This window comes from Xanthomonas sp. 1678, assembly GCF_031455575.1.
Classification (GTDB): Bacteria; Pseudomonadota; Gammaproteobacteria; order Xanthomonadales; family Xanthomonadaceae; genus Xanthomonas_A.
The window spans coordinates 23,880-40,923 of the sequence record NZ_JAVDSZ010000014.1; the positions used below are offsets into that span (position 1 = coordinate 23,880).

The 17,044-nt window shown below is 69.4% G+C and carries 9 protein-coding genes, 1 pseudogene and 1 riboswitch; of the genes and pseudogenes, 8 read left to right on the forward strand and 2 right to left on the reverse strand.

The annotated features are described in order from the left end of the window. Together J2Y70_RS19840 and J2Y70_RS19845 are read left to right on the forward strand one after the other, a co-directional pair. Positions 1–3,147 (forward strand): efflux RND transporter permease subunit, encoded by a 3,147-nt coding sequence (locus J2Y70_RS19840; RefSeq protein ID WP_309921555.1) that lies wholly within the window; start codon positions 1–3, stop codon positions 3,145–3,147. Then, a complete protein-coding gene (locus tag J2Y70_RS19845) occupies positions 3,147–4,598 on the forward strand; it encodes an efflux transporter outer membrane subunit (RefSeq protein ID WP_309921741.1) in 1,452 nt (483 codons plus the stop codon). Before J2Y70_RS19840 ends, J2Y70_RS19845 begins: the two co-directional genes overlap by 1 nt. Positions 4,599–4,787: 189 nt before the next feature. On the opposite strand, the gene J2Y70_RS19850 is transcribed toward J2Y70_RS19845, so the two are convergent. Then, positions 4,788–6,752 (reverse strand): choice-of-anchor X domain-containing protein, encoded by a 1,965-nt coding sequence (locus J2Y70_RS19850; RefSeq protein WP_309921558.1) that lies wholly within the window; start codon positions 6,750–6,752, stop codon positions 4,788–4,790. Here J2Y70_RS19850 and J2Y70_RS19855 point away from each other — a divergent pair. After that, positions 6,751–8,172: a PDZ domain-containing protein gene (locus J2Y70_RS19855; RefSeq protein ID WP_309921561.1), complete on the forward strand. Its 1,422-nt coding sequence runs from the start codon at positions 6,751–6,753 to the stop codon at positions 8,170–8,172. The genes J2Y70_RS19850 and J2Y70_RS19855 overlap by 2 nt on opposite strands. A gap of 212 nt (positions 8,173–8,384) precedes the next feature. On the opposite strand, the gene metE is transcribed toward J2Y70_RS19855, so the two are convergent. Further along, positions 8,385–10,676 carry a 5-methyltetrahydropteroyltriglutamate--homocysteine S-methyltransferase gene (gene metE, locus J2Y70_RS19860; protein WP_309921564.1) on the reverse strand — a complete coding sequence of 764 codons (2,292 nt, stop codon included), beginning with the start codon at positions 10,674–10,676 and terminating at the stop codon, positions 8,385–8,387. A gap of 212 nt (positions 10,677–10,888) precedes the next feature. Further along, positions 10,889–11,142, reverse strand: a riboswitch (cobalamin riboswitch). A 144-nt stretch (positions 11,143–11,286) separates the two neighbouring features. Between metE and dusA the strand changes: the two genes are divergently transcribed. The 5 genes and pseudogenes from dusA to J2Y70_RS19885 all read left to right on the forward strand — a co-directional run bounded on the left by dusA (position 11,287) and on the right by J2Y70_RS19885 (position 17,012). After that, positions 11,287–12,306 (forward strand): tRNA dihydrouridine(20/20a) synthase DusA, encoded by a 1,020-nt coding sequence (gene dusA, locus J2Y70_RS19865; RefSeq protein ID WP_309921567.1) that lies wholly within the window; start codon positions 11,287–11,289, stop codon positions 12,304–12,306. 537 nt (positions 12,307–12,843) lie between these two features. Beyond that, positions 12,844–13,065: pseudogene (locus J2Y70_RS19870) on the forward strand (hypothetical protein); the annotation flags it as partial. Positions 13,066–13,145: 80 nt separating this feature from the next. Continuing rightward, on the forward strand, positions 13,146–13,829 hold the full coding sequence (locus J2Y70_RS19875) for a response regulator transcription factor (protein WP_003469280.1): 684 nt from the start codon (positions 13,146–13,148) through the stop codon (positions 13,827–13,829). Between the two features lie 85 nt (positions 13,830–13,914). Continuing rightward, entirely contained in the window at positions 13,915–15,285 is a 1,371-nt protein-coding gene (locus J2Y70_RS19880; RefSeq protein ID WP_263398367.1) for a sensor histidine kinase, read from the forward strand. Between the two features lie 140 nt (positions 15,286–15,425). Then, entirely contained in the window at positions 15,426–17,012 is a 1,587-nt protein-coding gene (locus tag J2Y70_RS19885) for a DUF1800 domain-containing protein (RefSeq protein ID WP_309921570.1), read from the forward strand. Positions 17,013–17,044 lie beyond the last annotated feature (32 nt).

Sequence of the window (17,044 nt, forward strand, 5' to 3'; positions counted from 1 at the left end):
ATGGCCCGTTTCTTCATCGACCGTCCCATCTTCGCCTGGGTCATCGCGATCGTCATCACCCTGGCCGGCGCGATCTCGATCCTGTCGCTGCCGCTGGAGCAGTATCCGGACATCGCCCCGCCCGCGATCACCGTCAGCGCCACCTACACCGGCGCTTCCGCCGAGACCGTGCAGAACTCGGTGACGCAGATCCTCGAGCAGCAGATGACCGGTCTGGACAACCTGCTGTACATGTCCTCCAGCAGCAGCTCCGCCGGCAGCGCCTCGATCACCCTGACCTTCGACTCCGGCACCGATCCGGACACCGCGCAGGTGCAGGTGCAGAACAAGGTGGCGCAAGGCGAGTCGATGCTGCCCGAGGCGGTGCAGAGCAATGGCGTGACCGTCACCAAGTCCGCCGGCAGCAGCATGTTCATGGTGCTGGCCTTCACCTCCGAAGACGGCAGCATGGACAGCACCGATATCGGCGACTACATGGTGTCCACGCTGCAGGACCCGATCAGCCGGCTCAACGGCATCGGCGGAGTCAACGTATTCGGCTCCGAATACTCGATGCGGGTGTGGCTGGACCCGGAAAAGCTGCGCACCTATGCGCTGATGCCCTCGGACGTGAGCAACGCGATCTCGGCGCAGAACGCCGACGTCTCCTCCGGCGCGCTGGGCGCGCTGCCGGCAGCGCAGGGCCAGCAGCTCAACGCCACGGTCACCTCGCGCAGCAAGCTCAAGACCCCGGCGCAGTTCGAGGCGATCGTGCTGAAGTCGCAGGCCGGCGGCGCCACCGTGTACCTGCGCGACGTGGCGCGGGTCGAACTGGGTTCCAAGTCGTATGCGTCCAGTTCCAAGTACAACGGCAAGGCCGCCTCCGGCATGGGCCTGCAGCTGGCCACCGGCGCCAACGCGCTGGACGCGGCCAAGGCGGTGGAGGCCAAGCTGGAGCAGCTCAAGCCGTATTTCCCGGCCGGACTCAAATACGAGGTCGCCTACGACACCACGCCGTTCGTGCGCATCTCCATCGAGGAAGTGGTCAAGACCCTGCTCGAGGCGATCGTACTGGTGGTGCTGGTGATGTACCTGTTCCTGCAGAACTGGCGCGCCACGCTGGTGCCGGTGATCGCGGTGCCGGTGGTGCTGTTGGGCACCTTCGGCGTGTTGGCGTTGCTCGGCTATTCGATCAACACCCTGACCATGTTCGCGATGGTGCTGGCGATCGGCTTGCTGGTGGACGATGCGATCGTGGTGGTGGAGAACGTCGAGCGCTTGATGAGCGAGGAGGGTATGTCGCCGCGGCAGGCGACCTATACCTCGATGGGGCAGATCACCGGCGCGCTGGTCGGCATCGCCCTGGTGCTGACCGCGGTGTTCCTGCCGATGGCGTTCTTCGGCGGCGCCACCGGCGAGATCTACCGGCAGTTCTCGGTGACCATCGCCGCGGCGATGCTGCTGTCGCTGCTGGCGGCGCTGACCCTGAGCCCGGCACTGTGCGCCAGCCTGCTCAAGCCGATCGAGCAGGGCGGCCACGTGTCGCGCAAGGGCCTGCTCGGGCGCTTCTTCGGCTGGTTCAACGACCGCTTCGATCGCGGCGCCGATAGCTACGGCCGCGGCGTGGGCAAGCTGATCGGCCACCGCAAGCTCGGCGGGCTGGTCTATCTGGTGTTGCTCGCGGTGATGGCGCTGCTGTTCTGGCGCCTGCCCAGCTCGTTCCTGCCCGAAGAGGACCAGGGCATGCTGATGGTGATGTTCACCACCCCTGCCGGCGCCACCCAGCAGCGCACTCAGCAGTCGATCGACCAGGCCACCGGCTTCATCCTCAAGCAGCCGGAAGTGGCGGGGGTGATGACCATCTCCGGCTTCAGCTTCGCAGGCAGCAGCCAGAACTCGGGCATGGGCTTCATCAAGCTCAAGGATTGGGCCGAGCGCGATGCCTCCGCACAGGAGGTCGCCAACCGCATCACCGGGGTGATGATGGGCACGCTGCCCGACGCGCAGGTGTTCGCGCTGTCGCCGCCGGCGATCAACGGCCTGGGCACCAGCTCCGGTTTCACCCTGGAACTGCAGGACGTGGCCGGCAAGGGCCACGACGCCCTGGTCGCCGCACGCCAGCAGTTGCTGCAGCTGGCCAATGCCGACAAGGACATGACCGCTGTGCGCTTCAACGGCCTGGAAGACGCGCCGACCTACCGCGTGCAGATCGACGATGCCAAGGCCGGCGCACTGGGCCTGGCGGCCTCCGACATCAACGCCACGCTGGCCACGGTGATGGGCGGCAGCTACGTCAACGACTTCCTCAACAACAATCGGGTCAAGCGCGTCTACGTGCAAGGAGACGCCGCCGCGCGCATGTTGCCCAGCGACATCGACCGCTGGTACGTGCGCAACAGCAGCGAGGCGATGGTGCCGTTCTCGGCCTTCTCCAGCAGCGCGTGGGCGTATGCGCCGCAGGTATTGAGCCGCTTCAACGGGGTCGAGTCGATGGAGATCACCGGCAGCGCCGCCAGCGGCATCAGTTCTGGCGACGCGATGAACGGCATCGCCGGGCTGGTCGGGAAAGTGGGCAAGGACGTGGGTTACGCATGGTCGGGCATGTCCTACCAGGAGCAGGCCTCCGGCGCGCAGACCTGGATGCTGTACACGGTGTCGCTGATCTTCGTGTTCCTGTGCCTGGCCGCGCTGTACGAGAGCTGGTCGATCCCGATCTCGGTGATGCTGGCGGTACCGGTGGGCATCGTCGGCGCGCTGCTGGCGACGTGGTTGCGCGGGCTGTCCAACGACATCTACTTCCAGGTCGGCCTGCTGGCGACGATGGGCCTGGCGGCCAAGAACGGCATCCTGATCGTCGAGTTCGCCAAGGAACTGGAGGAGAAGGGCCAGCCGCTGATCGACGCCACGCTGCATGCGGCGCGCCTGCGCCTGCGCCCGATCCTGATGACCTCGCTGGCGTTCATGCTCGGCGTGCTGCCGATGGTGATCAGCAGCGGCGCAGGCTCCGGCGGTCGCCATTCGCTGGGCACCGGCGTGCTCGGCGGCACCCTGATCTCGACCATGCTCGGCATCTTCTTCGTGCCGCTGTTCTACGTGATCGTGCGCAGTCTGTTCCCCGGCAAGCGTGCCGAACCGGAACCGCTGCGCAGCAAGGAGGCAACGCCGTGATCCGTGTGTCCCTGACCCGTACCGCGCTGGCCCTGACCTGCGCCGGTGTCCTCGCTGGCTGCGCCAGCATGGCGCCGAACTACGCCCGTCCCGACGCGCCTGTGCCGGCCACTTTCGCCGACAGCGGCACCAGCACCGGTGGTGACGTCGCCGACGTGGCCACGCTAGACTGGCGCCAGGTGTTCCTGGATCCGCGCCTGCAGCAGGTGATCGCGCAGGCGCTGGACAACAACCGCGACCTGCGCGTGGCGGTGCTCAACATCGACAAAGCACGCGCGCAGTACCGCATCCAGCGCGCGGACCTGTTCCCGTCGGTGGACCTCAGCGGCAGCCAGAGCGCCTCGCGCAGCAGCGCGTCCACCAGCAGCAGCGGACGCTCCGAAGTGGGGCGCACCTATGCGGCCGACGTCGGCGTCAGCAGTTGGGAACTGGACCTGTTCGGACGCATCCGCAGCCTCAAGAACGAGGCGCTGGAAACCTACCTGGCCACCGCGCAGACCCAGCGCAGCACGCGCATGAGCCTGGTCGCCGAGGTCGCCGCCGACTGGCTGACCGTGGCCGCCGACCAGCAGCGCCTGGCGCTGGCGCAGCAGACCCTGGCCAGCCAGCGGCGGACGCTGCAGCTCACCGAACTGCAGCACCAGCAGGGCATCGTCTCCGGGCTGGACCTGGCGCAGGTGCAGACCAGCGTGGAGACCGCACGCGCCGACGTCGCCAGCTACACCACGCAGCTGGCCACTTCGCGCAACGCGCTGGACCTGGTGGTCGGCGCGCCGGTGGCGGCGGAGACGTTGCCGCAGGCGAGCGCGCTGGAAAGCGGCGTGGCGCTGGCGCCCCTAGCGTCGCCGCTGCCGTCGCGCGTGCTGCTGCAGCGCCCGGACGTGCTCTACGCCGAGCACACGCTGAAATCGGCCAACGCCGACATCGGCGCGGCGCGCGCGGCGTTCTTTCCGACCATCTCGCTGACCGCCTCCACCGGACGCAGCAGCACCGCGTTGTCCAGCCTGTTCGATGCCGGCAACCGCACCTGGGCGTTCGTGCCCAGCATCAGCGTGCCGATCTTCCGTGCCGGCGCGCTCAAGGCCGAGCTGGACGAGTCCAAGATCACCCGCGACGTCAACGTCGCCGAGTACGAGCAGGCGATCCAGACCGCCTTCAGCGAAGTGGCCGATGCGCTGGCCACGCGCGCGCAACTGGACGAACGCATGGACGCGCAGCGCGCCCTGGTCGCCGTCACCCAACGCAGCTACACCCTGGCCGACGCGCGCTACCGCAACGGCGTGGACAGCTACCTGGACGCCCTGGATTCGCAGCGCTCGCTGTACGCCGCGCAGCAGGACCTGATCACCCTGCGCCTGACCGAGGCGAGCAACCGCGTCACCCTGTACAAGGTGCTCGGCGGCGGTGCGGATGCGCGCAGCGGCGAGCCGGTGGCTGAAGCGACGCGTTAGCGGATTTCTTGCACGACTGTAGGAGCGGCTTCAGCCGCGACGGGCCTTACCGGGAGCACCTGTCGCGGCTGAAGCCGCTCCTACAAAGAACAGCATCGGGATCGAAACGGCACCAGCAGCATCGGCGCCGCACCAGGCCTCCATGCCCGGGCAGCGCTTTTGCCAATCCCGACTCCCCAATTCCGGCCCTCACCGCGCCGCGTTGGCGTTCATCGTCGCGTTGCGGTTGGCATCCAGGTACTGCGCCGGATCGCGCATGCCGGTGGTATGGCACTGGCCGGTGGTATGGCCGCGGTTGATCCCGCCCGGCAGCTGCGCGTTGACCTGCTCGACGGTGCCGTCCTCCGGGTCGTCCAGCACCAGGTCCGAGGCCGCGTTGCAGTAGTCGTTGGTGTACCAGTTGGTCTTGGCGAAGGAGGTGGTGTAGTAGTTGACCTGCGCCCGCGCCGAGGTCGGGATGCCGGCCAGCCAGGCCTTGGCGCCGTCGTAGCTGAGGTCGCTGTTGCTGCCGCAGCCCACGCCGAACCACGAGCCCACCGTGGCCAGGATGCCGGCCAGGTTGGTGCCCTGGTAGGGCGTACCCACCGACTGCATGACGCGGCCGCCGCTGGCGTTGTCCAGCCCGCTCCAGTAGTAGCTGTACAGGTGCAGCGCGGCCATGCCGCCCTGGCTGTGCGCCACCGTGCCGAACGAACTCCATTGACTGCCGAACTGCGCCAGCAGTTGCGCGAACTGGTCGTTGCTGCGGTTCTGGTTGACGTCCAGGAACGCCGAGGCATTGCTGAACTGCGCCACCGGCCACACCCCGCCCGAGCAGTAGCCATGCACCAGCAGCAGCCGCGCACCGGTCGCCTGCGGCTGCGCATCGGTCGCCGCGCGCAGCAGCGCGGCCGGGCGCTCGCCCATGCGCATGCTGGCGTCGATCGCGCCGCCGCGCGCCACGCTGCTGCGGCGCGGCGCCGGCAGGGTCAGCGCCAGCGTGTCGCGCGTGGCCAGCGGCACGAAATGGTCCGGGTCCTCGATTCGCAGGTTGCGCAGCGTGAACGGCGCGCGCGCGCCGGCGCGGACGATCCAGCGTTCGTCCACGCTCAGCGGCAGGCGCCCGTCCTGCGGCGCGAGCATGCCGCCGAGCCAGGCCACCGGCACCGCGCTGCCGTCGCGGCCGGTGCCCCACAGTTCGCCGAGCACACGGTAGTGCGCCGGCGCCTGGCCGCCGGCGCTGACCGGGATCGGCAGCATCAGGCGGGTGCCGTCCTGCGCGCTCGCCGTCACCGCGTCGGCGGCGATGCGCAAGCTGGTGTCGAGCACCGGCAGCACGTGTTCGGCGGTGCGCACGAACGCCTGGCCGGCGGCGTCCTCGCCATGCACCACCACTTGCGCGACGTAGCTGCCGGGGCCCTTCGCCGGGAAATCGCCGGCGTAGAGGCCGTCGCCGGCGGCGCCGTCGCCATGGCGGCCGTCGTCGGCCATCGGCCACTGCGTCACCGTGCCGTCGGGCGCGATCACGCGCAGCTGCGCATCGCGGATGCGCCCGGCCGTGGCGCCGAGCGCGGTGGCGCCGTGGCCGTCGATGCCGCCGAGCATCGCAGTCAGGCCGATGCGCTGGCCGCTGTGCAGTTGGCGGCGATCACTGGGATAGGACGCCAGCTGGGTGCGCGCGTCGCCTTCCATCAACAGGTAGCCGCGTTGCGCCTCGGTGCCGTCGGCGCGCAACGTCAAGGTCCAGTTGCCGTTGGCGGCAGCGTCCACGCGGTATTCGCGCGCCGGCAGTGCGGCGTCGCCGCTGCCCAGGCGGGTGGCGATGGCGTTCGGCACGATGCCGGCGGCGCTGGCGCGCGCGTTCGCCGCGCCAGGGGCATGCAACTGCGGTTGCCAGTCGTGCGCGCCGGACAGCAGCACGAAGCGCAGCTTGCCGTTCTCCACCGGCAGCGTCGCTTGCCATTGCGCAGCGGCGCCGCTGCGTGCGGATGAGAACTCCACCGGCAGCAACGCGCTCTTGGACAGGATCGCCGCCTCGGCCGGTGCCGGCGCGCGCATCTGCGCGAATTCCTCCGGCGGGCCGGCCAATTGCTTGGGAACCAGATCGGCCGCCTGCGCGAGCAGCGGCGACAGCAGCAGCGTGGACAGCAGGGACAACTTCGGTAGCGTCGACATGGCTCTCTCCTTGAACGGTGCGAAGCCGGACAGTGCGCCGATCGCAATGCGACCGCACGCCTGCGCAGCGGATGCAGCGCCCCCTCGCCGCGACGTGACTGCGTTATACCCCGCCCCGATGACAGTTCCACCATGCGCTGCAGCACTACGGCGGTTCCCGCGCCGCGGTGGTGGTGCAGGTGCCGCGGATCGGCTAGTGTCGGCGTTGGGGCGGCACTGCGGTGCCGATGGGAACGCTGGAACAGCCAGGGGGGATGTCCAGATGCTGCGTGCTGCAGTGCTTTTCTCTGTTGTCTTTGCCGGGCTTGCGCCCACGGTCGTCGCCGCGCAAGCGCCTGCGCCGATCCGCACCGGGTTCGCCTACTGCAGCGTGACCGACACCGGCACAGTGCCGGCCAAGGTCTGGGCCTCGCCAGTCGTCGAGGTGTCCTACCACGACGACGCCAGCGGCTGGCTGCGGCGCAGCAACGAACTGGCCAGCGATTTCCTGCGGCATGTCGGCAGCCTGGGCGGCGCCGGAACCAAGGACTGCGCGCTCGGCCCAGGCCGCGACGAAGCCCTGGCGCAGCGCGAGCAGCAACGCGCGCTGTGGAGCAAGCGGCCGTTGCTGATCAAGGTCGGCAGCTGGCGCGAGGTGGACTGGACGCCGCCGCCATGGAATGCCGCCGCGCAGGTGCCGACGCAGGTCACACGCTATTTCTACTGCTACCAGACCCAGGTCGACGTTCCCGATCGCAGCGACCTGGCGCGGACCGTCGCCAGCCAGATCTTCGCCATGCCGACCGACGCCGATCCGCTCGCGGTGTATGCCCAGAGCGCAGCGTACGCCGAGGAATTCAAGCAGACCGTGCGCGCGCACGGCCTGCCGGACGAAGGCACCACCTGCACCGCGTACGACACGCAGGCGGAAGCGGGCAAGGCCAGCCGCGATTACCGCAGGCTGTTCGGCGGGTTCAACACCAAGTTCACCGACGTGGCGTGGATGCCGAGCGGCCGTGCACCTGCAGCGGCCGCGGCGGCGCCGGCCTCGGCAGCGCCGAGCGCAGCCGCTGCGGCTGCGGCTGCGGCTGCGGCACCCAGAGCACTCGGAGTGCGCATCGCGCCGGTCACCGCGGAACTGGTGTTGGCAACCGGGCTTCCTTCCGCGCGCGGCGCATGGATCGTGGAGGTGATCGATGGGAGCGTCGCCATGCATGCCGGGATCAAACCGATGGACGTGCTGCTGGAGATCGACGGCCGGGCGGTCGGCGCCGCTCAGGACGTGCCGGCGCTGGTGACCGGAGTGCGCACAGGCGTTCCGGTGCCGGCGCAGGTATGGCGCGATCGCCGCATGCAGCAACTGAGTCTGTTGTTTGCAGGCGGCACTGACGCTGCGGTATCGGCGCAAGTGCCGGCGGCCGCTGCGCCAACGACGGAGTGAATTGAAGGCCTGTAGCTGCGGGTGTTTTGCCGCATGTCGGGTGTTCGGTGTAGCCGCCCGCAGCGCATCGCAGTGGGGTAGGGCAGCCTATTTCCAGGACCGGCGCATGAGCCAAGCGCTGCGCTGCGATAGCCGCGAACGGACATGCCGTGGCACCTGCCGTTGCGATGCCCGGCGTGCAGCACGCCGGGCATCGTCGGCGCATCGCCGACTTACGCCGCTTGCGCCTGCTGCGCGCGCAGCTGCCGTGCCGCGGCCACCATCGCCTCCAGCGCGCTGCGCGTTTCCGCCCAGTCGCGCGTCTTCAAGCCGCAATCCGGATTGACCCACAGCTGCTGCGGGTCCAGCACCGCGCGCGCCTTGTCCAGCAACGCCACCATCTCCTGCGTGCTGGGCACGCGCGGCGAGTGGATGTCGTACACGCCCGGGCCGATCGCGTTCGGATAGCGGAAGCGCACGAACGCATCGAGCAGTTCCATCCGCGAGCGCGAGGTCTCGATCGAGATCACGTCCGCGTCCATCGCCGCCACCGCCTCGATGATGTCGTTGAACTCCGAGTAGCACATGTGGGTATGGATCTGGGTGGCGTCGCGCACCCCGGCCGCGGCGATGCGGAAGCACTGCACCGCCCAGTCCAGGTAGGCCTGCCAGTCGGCGCGGCGCAGCGGCAGGCCCTCGCGGATCGCCGGCTCGTCGATCTGGATCACGCCGATGCCGGCCGCCTCCAGGTCGCGCACCTCGTCGCGCAGCGCCAGCGCGATCTGCCGGCAGGTCTGCGCGCGTTCCTGGTCGTCGCGCACGAACGACCACTGCAGCACCGTCACCGGCCCGGTCAGCATGCCCTTCATCGGCCTGTCGGTCAGCGACTGCGCATACCGCGTCCAGCGCAGCGTCATCGGCGCCGGGCGCCGCACGTCGCCGTAGATGATCGGCGGCTTCACGCAGCGCGAGCCGTAGCTCTGCACCCAGCCGTGCTTGGTGAAGGCGAAGCCGTCGAGCTGCTCGCCGAAGTACTCGACCATGTCGTTGCGCTCGAACTCGCCATGCACCAGCACGTCCAGCCCGAGCTGCTCCTGCGCGCGCACGCAGCGTTCGGTCTCCGCGGCCAGGAACGCGTCGTACTCGGCATCGCCGAGCTTGCCGGCCTTGTGCTGCGCGCGCGCCTGCCGCACCTGCGCGGTCTGCGGGAACGAGCCGATGGTGGTGGTCGGGTAGGCCGGCAGCCGCAACGCCGCTTGCTGCGCCTCGCGCCGCTGCGGATACGGCGACTGCCGGCGCCCGGCATCCTCGCTCAGTGCCGCCACCCGGCGTGCGACCTCGGGGCGATGCACGCGCGCCGACGCACGCCGCGTCTCCAGCGCCTCGCGCGCCGCGGCCAGCTCGGTCTGCGCGTGCGGCAGGTCCAGCAGCGCATCGGCCAGCGTGCGCAGTTCCTGTAGTTTCTGCCGGGCGAAGGCCAGCCATGCGTGCAGTTCGCGATCCAGGCGCTGTTCCTGCTCCAGATCCACCGGCACGTGCAGCAGCGAACACGACGGCGCCAGCCACAGGCGCTCGCTGCCGACATGCCCGACCGCGTAACGTGCCAGGGTCAGCGCGGTGTCCAGCGGCGTGCGCCAGACGTTGCGGCCGTTGACCAGTCCGGCCGACAGCACGCGGTCGGCCGGCAGCGCCTGCAGCACCGCGTCCAGCTGCGCCACGCCGCGCACCAGGTCCACGTGCAGGCCGTCCACCGGCAGCGCCGCGGCCAACTCCAGGTTGTCGCCCAGCTCGCCGAAATACGTGGTCAGCAACAGCTTCGGCCGCGGCGCCTGGGCCAGGAACGCATAGGCGCGGCCATAGGCCTCGCGCGCGGCGAGGTCCAGATCCAGCACCAGCGCCGGCTCGTCGATCTGCACCCAGGAGGCACCGGCCGCGTCGAGTTGCTGCAGCAGTTCGGCGTAGGCCGGCAACAGGCTGTCCAGCAGCGCCCAGCGGTCGCTGCCGTCCACGGTCTTGGACAGCAGCAGGAAGGTCACCGGCCCGATCAGCACCGGCCGCGTAGTGATGCCCAGCGCCTTGGCTTCCAGGAACTCGGCCAACGGTTTGTCGCCGCGCAGGCGGAAATGCTGGCGCCGCGCCAGCTCCGGCACCAGGTAGTGGTAGTTGGTGTCGAACCACTTGGTCATTTCCAGCGCGTGCAGGTCCAAGCCGTCCTCCTGCGTGCCGCGCGCCATCGCGAAGTAGCCGGCCAGCGGATCGGCATCGGCCAGCGCGCGGTAGCGCTGCGGGATCGCGTCGAACAGGAACGCGGTGTCGAGCATCGCGTCGTACAGGCTGAAGTCGTTGCTGGGCGGCAGGTCCACCCCGGCCTCGACCTGCAGCCGCCAGTGCCGCTGGCGCAACTGCCGCGCCGTGTCTTGCAGGCTTGCGCCGTTGCTGTCGCCGCGCCAGTAGCTTTCCAGCGCACGCTTGAGCTCCCGCCGCGCACCGATGCGCGGGAAGCCCAGGTTGGTCACGATCGTCATTTGCGTTTCCTCATTGCGTTCATGGGCATTGAGGAACGAAGGAACCGCGCGCCGTCCGCCCGTTCGCACGGGACGCCCGCCACGCCAGCGACCTTCGCCCCCGCGGGCGAACCGGCGCCACGCGGGCAGGCGGAAGAGCGCGGCGCGGCGCAGGGCCACGGCACGGCTTCCGGCCGCCTCCCCGCGGAGACGCCAGGTCGAATCGGAGGACGCACAGGTCCTCCGGCCGGGGCCGGTATTCGGGCTGATGGACGAGCGCACCGTGCCGGCTGCGCGCCTACTGTCCGTCGCTTCCCAGGCCGGCATGCGCCGGCCCAGTGCCATTGACGGAGGTCGTTTCCATTCACCGCTGCGGGGCAGCTCCGGAATGGGCAGGCGCTTGCGGCGCCGGCCTTCACCGGATTCCCGTTTAAATCCATCCCTTCATCCGAATGAAGCGATGGATACCTTCGGCGAGCGCACGATAGGCCGGATGCGGCGGCGGGTCAAGCGCCAAGTGAATTCGCCGACGTTGGCCGGCAACGTTCACGGCGAACGTGTAAGCTATTGATCCCAAAGCCAATGATCTGGCGCTCCCGCGGCAAGCGGCAGCGCAGCACCGCCGCGCCCAATGACGCTTCCGCTCCAGACCTTCGACCTGCCCGCGCGCTACGCCGCTTCCCTGCGCCTGTCCGTCGCGCCGATGATGGACTGGACCGACCGCCATTGCCGCGTGTTCCACCGGCTGCTGGCGCCGTCGGCGCGGCTGTATACCGAGATGGTGCACGCCAATGCGGTGGTGCTGGGCGATCGCGCGCGCCTATTGGGCTTCGATGCGGTCGAGCATCCGCTGGCGCTGCAGCTGGGTGGCAGCGATCCGGCGCTATTGGCGCAGGCGGCGCGGATCGGCCAGGAGTGGGGCTACGACGAGGTCAATCTCAATTGCGGCTGCCCGTCCGACCGGGTCCAGGCCGGGCGCTTCGGTGCCTGCCTGATGCGCGAGCCGGCGCTGGTCGCCGAGTGCGTGGCGGCGATGGTGCAGGCGGTGGACATCCCGGTCACGGTGAAGTGTCGGCTGGGCGTGGACCAGGACGACGACTACGCGGTCTTCCTCGCCTTCGTCGACCAGGTCGCCGCCGCCGGTTGCGGGCTGTTCGTGGTGCATGCGCGCAACGCGTGGCTGCAGGGGCTGTCGCCGAAGGAGAACCGCGAGGTGCCGCCGCTGCGCTACGACTGGGCTCACCGGCTCAAGCGCGAGCGCCCGCAGCTGCGGATCGTGCTCAACGGCGGGCTGGCCGACGTGGACACGGCGCGGGCGCAGCTGGACGCGGTCGACGGGGTGATGCTGGGCCGGGCGGCCTACCACGATCCCTATGTGCTGCACCGGCTGGACGCGGCCCTGACCGGCACCACGCCGCGGCCGCGCGCCGAGCTGCTGCGCGCACTGCGGCCCTACGTGGAGGCGCGCTTGGCCGATGGCGTGGCGCTCAAGCACATCGCCCGCCACCTGCTCGGCCTGTTCCACGGCCAGCCGGGCGGCCGCGCGTTCCGCCAGGTGCTCAGCGAGGGCGCGCACCGGCCGGGCGCGGACTGGGCGCTGCTGGAACAGGCGCTGCAGCCGACCGAGGGTGGAGCGCGCGCCGCGGCGTAAAGGGGCTCGGCAGGGTTGCGAGTGTCTGGCCTGGCGGGAACTGTGTTTCCTCCCATACGGTTTGGGCCGATGCCGCTTCGCTCCCTTTGACGCTCGTTCAGTTATTTTGTTCAGGTTGTTGCGGCGACCAGTGCCACCCTCCGAGAAGGCGGCAGACCGTGCACAACCGGGGCCGGGCACCGCCGGAGGCAGCTTGTCAGGGGCGCCAGCGGGAGTTCATTTGCCTGAACGCCGACAGCCGCAAGCGGAAAAGTTCAGATCGGATTCACCCCGAAAAATCAAGAATTTGGCTCGATTTTGCAGAATCGTGCCGCTGTTGCCATGCGGCCCGTTTCACAACTTTTGAACGTTTCCGATCAGTCCGTTAGGATGCCTGTCGTGACCCTTGCCACTCTCCGCCGCTGCCGCACCGCTGTCGTGATCGCGTTCGCGCTCACGGCTGCCGGCCATGGCTGGGCGCAGCAGCGTGGTCCGGGTCCGGGTCCGGCCATGGCGCAGGCCCGCGAGGCTGCCCGGGCGCGCGACTACAACGGCAGTTCGCTGTCCGATGCGGTGCGTCGGGTCCAGCGGTCCACCGGTGGACAGATCCTCGGCGCCGAGCGCGTGCCGTTCGACGGACGCGACATCAACCGGGTCAAGTACATGGATGGCCGCGGACGCGTGCGCTACATGGACGATCCGCAACCGGGCGGCGTCGCGCCGCCGCGCGTTCCGCGCCCGATCGAGCCGCAGGAACCACCACGCGACGATAACCCCTGAGCCAGGATAGTTTGGTTCAGTCTTGCAACATCCAATGCCCCGGCCGTCGGCCATCCGTAAGAAGTAACTAGGGAGAGTTCATGCGTATCCTTCTGGTCGAAGACGAAGCCCCGCTGCGTGAGACCCTGGCTGCTCGCCTGAAGCGCGAGGGGTTCGCGGTGGATGCGGCGCAGGACGGCGAGGAAGGCCTGTACATGGGCCGCGAAGTGCCCTTCGACGTGGGCATCATCGACCTCGGCCTGCCGAAGATGTCGGGCATGGAGCTGATCAAGGCGCTGCGCGACGAAGGCAAGAAGTTTCCGGTGCTGATCCTCACCGCGCGTTCGAGCTGGCAGGACAAGGTCGAGGGCCTGAAGCAGGGCGCCGACGATTATCTGGTCAAGCCGTTCCATGTCGAGGAGTTGCTGGCGCGGGTCAACGCGCTGCTGCGCCGCGCCGCGGGCTGGAGCAAGCCGACTCTGGAGTGCGGGCCGGTGGCGCTGGATCTGGCGGCGCAGACGGTCAGCGTCAGCGGCAGCAACGTCGACCTGACCAGCTACGAATACAAGGTGCTCGAGTACCTGATGATGCATGCCGGCGAACTGGTCTCCAAGGCCGACCTCACCGAGCACATCTACCAGCAGGATTTCGACCGCGACTCCAACGTGCTGGAAGTGTTCATCGGCCGCCTGCGCAAGAAGCTGGACCCGGACGGCGAACTGAAGCCGATCGAGACCGTGCGCGGCCGCGGCTACCGTTTCGCCATCCCGCGCACCGAAGGCTGATCCCACGCGCCTGCGATCCGCAAGCGAAGGAAGCGACGGCGTGCCGGCACGACCCAAGTGGTACAAGCGCTGGCGCCCGCGTTCGCTGCAGGCGCGCCAGTTGCTGGCCGCCAGCCTGAGCCTGGTGGCGTTCCTGGCCGCGGCCGGCTATGCGCTGGACCAGGCCTTCGCCGATACCGCGCTGAGCAACCTGCGCGAGCGCCTGAAGAGCTACGCCACCGCCTACGCCAACAACGTCGACGTGGCGCGCGACGGTTCGCTGTACATCAACAACGACAAGCCGCCGCCGGATCCGCACTTCGACCGGCCCGGCAGCGGTCTGTACGCGCAGATCGTGATGCCCAACGAACGCTGGATCTCGATGTCCAGCGAGGGCCCGCTGCCGCCCAAGGGCGGCATGCTCGAGCCGCGCCAGGAAACCTTCGACGGCCCCTGGCCGATGACCCAGATCGACGGCAGCGAAGGCGAGGTCTACCGCTACGGCATCGGCCTGGCCTACGTGCGCCGCGACAAGGAAACCCCGGTCACCATCTACGTCATGGAGGACACCCGCGCGCTGGGCGCGCAGCTGCGCGTGTTCCGCGGCCGGGTGTGGTTCAACCTCGGCGGCGCCGGGCTGATCCTGCTGCTGCTGCAGGCCTTCATCCTGCAATGGAGCCTGCGCCCGCTGCGGCGGGTGATCAACGAGCTGACCAAGGTGCAGCGCGGCGAAGCGGTGCGCATGGGCGATCGCCATCCGCGCGAGCTGGAGCCGCTGACCGACAGCATCAACGCCTTCATCGAGAGCGAGCGCGAGAACCTGGACCGCCAGCGCAATACCCTGGCCGACCTGGCGCACAGCCTGAAGACGCCGCTGGCGGTGCTGCGCACCCAACTGGACAGCGGCAACGACGGCCCCGAACTGCGCGAGGAACTGGACGCGCAGCTGCGGCGCATGAACAACCTGGTGACCTACCAGCTCAGCCGCGCCGCCTCCAGCGGCCACAAGCTGTTCTCCGCGCCGCTGCCGATCGAACCCAATGCCGAGGAGATCGTGCGCGGCCTGGAGAAGGTGTACGCGGCCAAGGGCGTGCTGTGCGAGTTCGACATCGAGCCGAGCGCGCGCTTCCACGGCGAGCCCGGCGACCTGCAGGAACTGCTCGGCAACCTGCTCGAGAACGCCTTCAAGTGGGCGCGGCGGCGGGTGCTGCTGAGCGTGCATCCGGCGCCGGCCGCCGGCAGCCGCCGTGCTGGGCTGGTGCTGTCGGTGGAGGACGACGGTCCGGGCATCGCGCCGGAAGAGGTCGCGCACATCCTGCAGCGCGGCGTGCGCGGCGACGAGCGCGTGCACGGCCATGGCATCGGCCTGGCGATCGTGCAGGACCTGGTCAAGGGCTACCGCGGCGAACTGCAGGTGAGCCGCTCCGAGGAACTGGGCGGCGCGCGCTTCCTGGTGACGCTGCCGCCTGGCCTGTAGCCCGGCTTCGGATTGCGTGGTCGCGAGGTGAATCCCGCGCAAACACCGCGGCGCGTTCCGACATCCGCTTAACGCCTGCGCTGGCCAGGCGCGGATACTGCGTGGATCGTCACGCCCGGTTTCCGGTCAAGGAGCGCCGCATGCCCGAGCCCCGGCCTCGCCCCGCATCGCGTCCGCGTTTGCGCGTGCATGGGCGTCGCGCATTGCGCAACGCGCAGCGGCTGCTGTTGTCGCTGCTGCTGGTGCTGTTCACCGTGGCGGCCATCGCCGGCAGCCAGAAGGTGCTCGAGCGCGACGATGCGCGCTGGCTGCAATCGATGACCACCGGCCTGGACAGCGCCAGCGTGGCGCAGCTGCAGCGCGACGGACGCAAGCGCTTCCTGCGCGATCAGTTGCAGGCCTCCGACGGTGATGCTGCCCTGCCCGCGGCGGTGCGCACGCAACTGGACGGCTACGAGGCGCTGCACACGCCGGTGCAGGAGCTGCTCAAGCAGCTGGATGCGCGGCAGCAGGACATCAAGGCGATGCCCGACGGCGAGGCCAAGGTCGCGGCGAAGAAGGCTTTGCAACAGCGCGCCGATGCGCTGCTGGCGCAGGCGCGGCAGGCGCAGTTGCTGCGCGCGGTGTACTCGCGCGACCAGCTGCGCGAGCAGATGGTGTGGTTCTGGCTCAACCACTTCAGCGTGTTCGCCGATAAGGGCCGCCTGCGCTGGACCGTCGCCGACTACACCGACAACGCGATCCGCCCGCACGCGCTGAGCAAGTTCTCCGACCTGGTGATGGCGACGCTGCAGAGCCCGGCCATGCTCGAGTATCTGGACAACGCGCAGAACGCCAAGGGCAAGGTCAACGAGAACTACGCGCGCGAACTGATGGAGCTGCACACGCTGGGCGTGGACAGCGGCTACAGCCAGCACGACGTGCAGCAGCTGGCGCTGATCCTCACCGGCGTCGGCATCGCCCCGCCCAACCGCGCCGCGCCGCCGAAGCTGCCGCCGCAGCAGCAGGCGCAGTACCTGCGCCGCGGCGCGTTCGAATTCAATCCGGCGCGGCACCAGCCCGGCGACAAGAGCCTGCTCGGCCAGCGCATCGCCGGCGGCGGTTTCGATGAGGTGGAACGCGCGGTGCAGTTGATCGTGCGCCAGCCGGCCTGCGCGCACTTCGTGTCGCGGCGGCTGGCCGAGTATTTCGTCGCCGACGACCCGCCGCCGGCATTGGTGGAGAAGATGACGCGCACCTTCCAGCGCAGCGACGGCGACATCGCCGCCGTGCTGCAGGTGCTGTTCGCCGCGCCGGAAATGGCCGCCGGCGCGCCGCACAAGTTCAAGGACCCGTACCGCTTCCTGGTGTCGTCGCTGCGCCTGGCCTACGACGGCCAGACCATCGCCAATCCGCAGCCGCTGCTGGGCTGGCTGAGCCAGATGGGCGAGCCGACCTATGGCCGCATCACCCCCGACGGCTGGCCGCTGCAGTCCAGCGCCTGGAACAGTTCCGGGCAGATGGCGCAGCGCTTCGAGATCGCGCGCGCGATCGGCGGCGGCAACACCCAGTTGTTCAACAGCGGCGGACAGCAGCGCGGCGGCTTTCCGCAGCTGACCACGCCGCTGTACTACCAGGCGATCGAACCGCAACTCGGCGACGCTACCCGCCGGGCGCTGGCGCAGGCGCGCTCGCAGCAGGAGTGGAACGCGTTCCTGCTGTCCTCGCCCGACTTCAACTACCGCTGACCCGGTCCATAGCGCCGGGCGCCGCGCTTGTC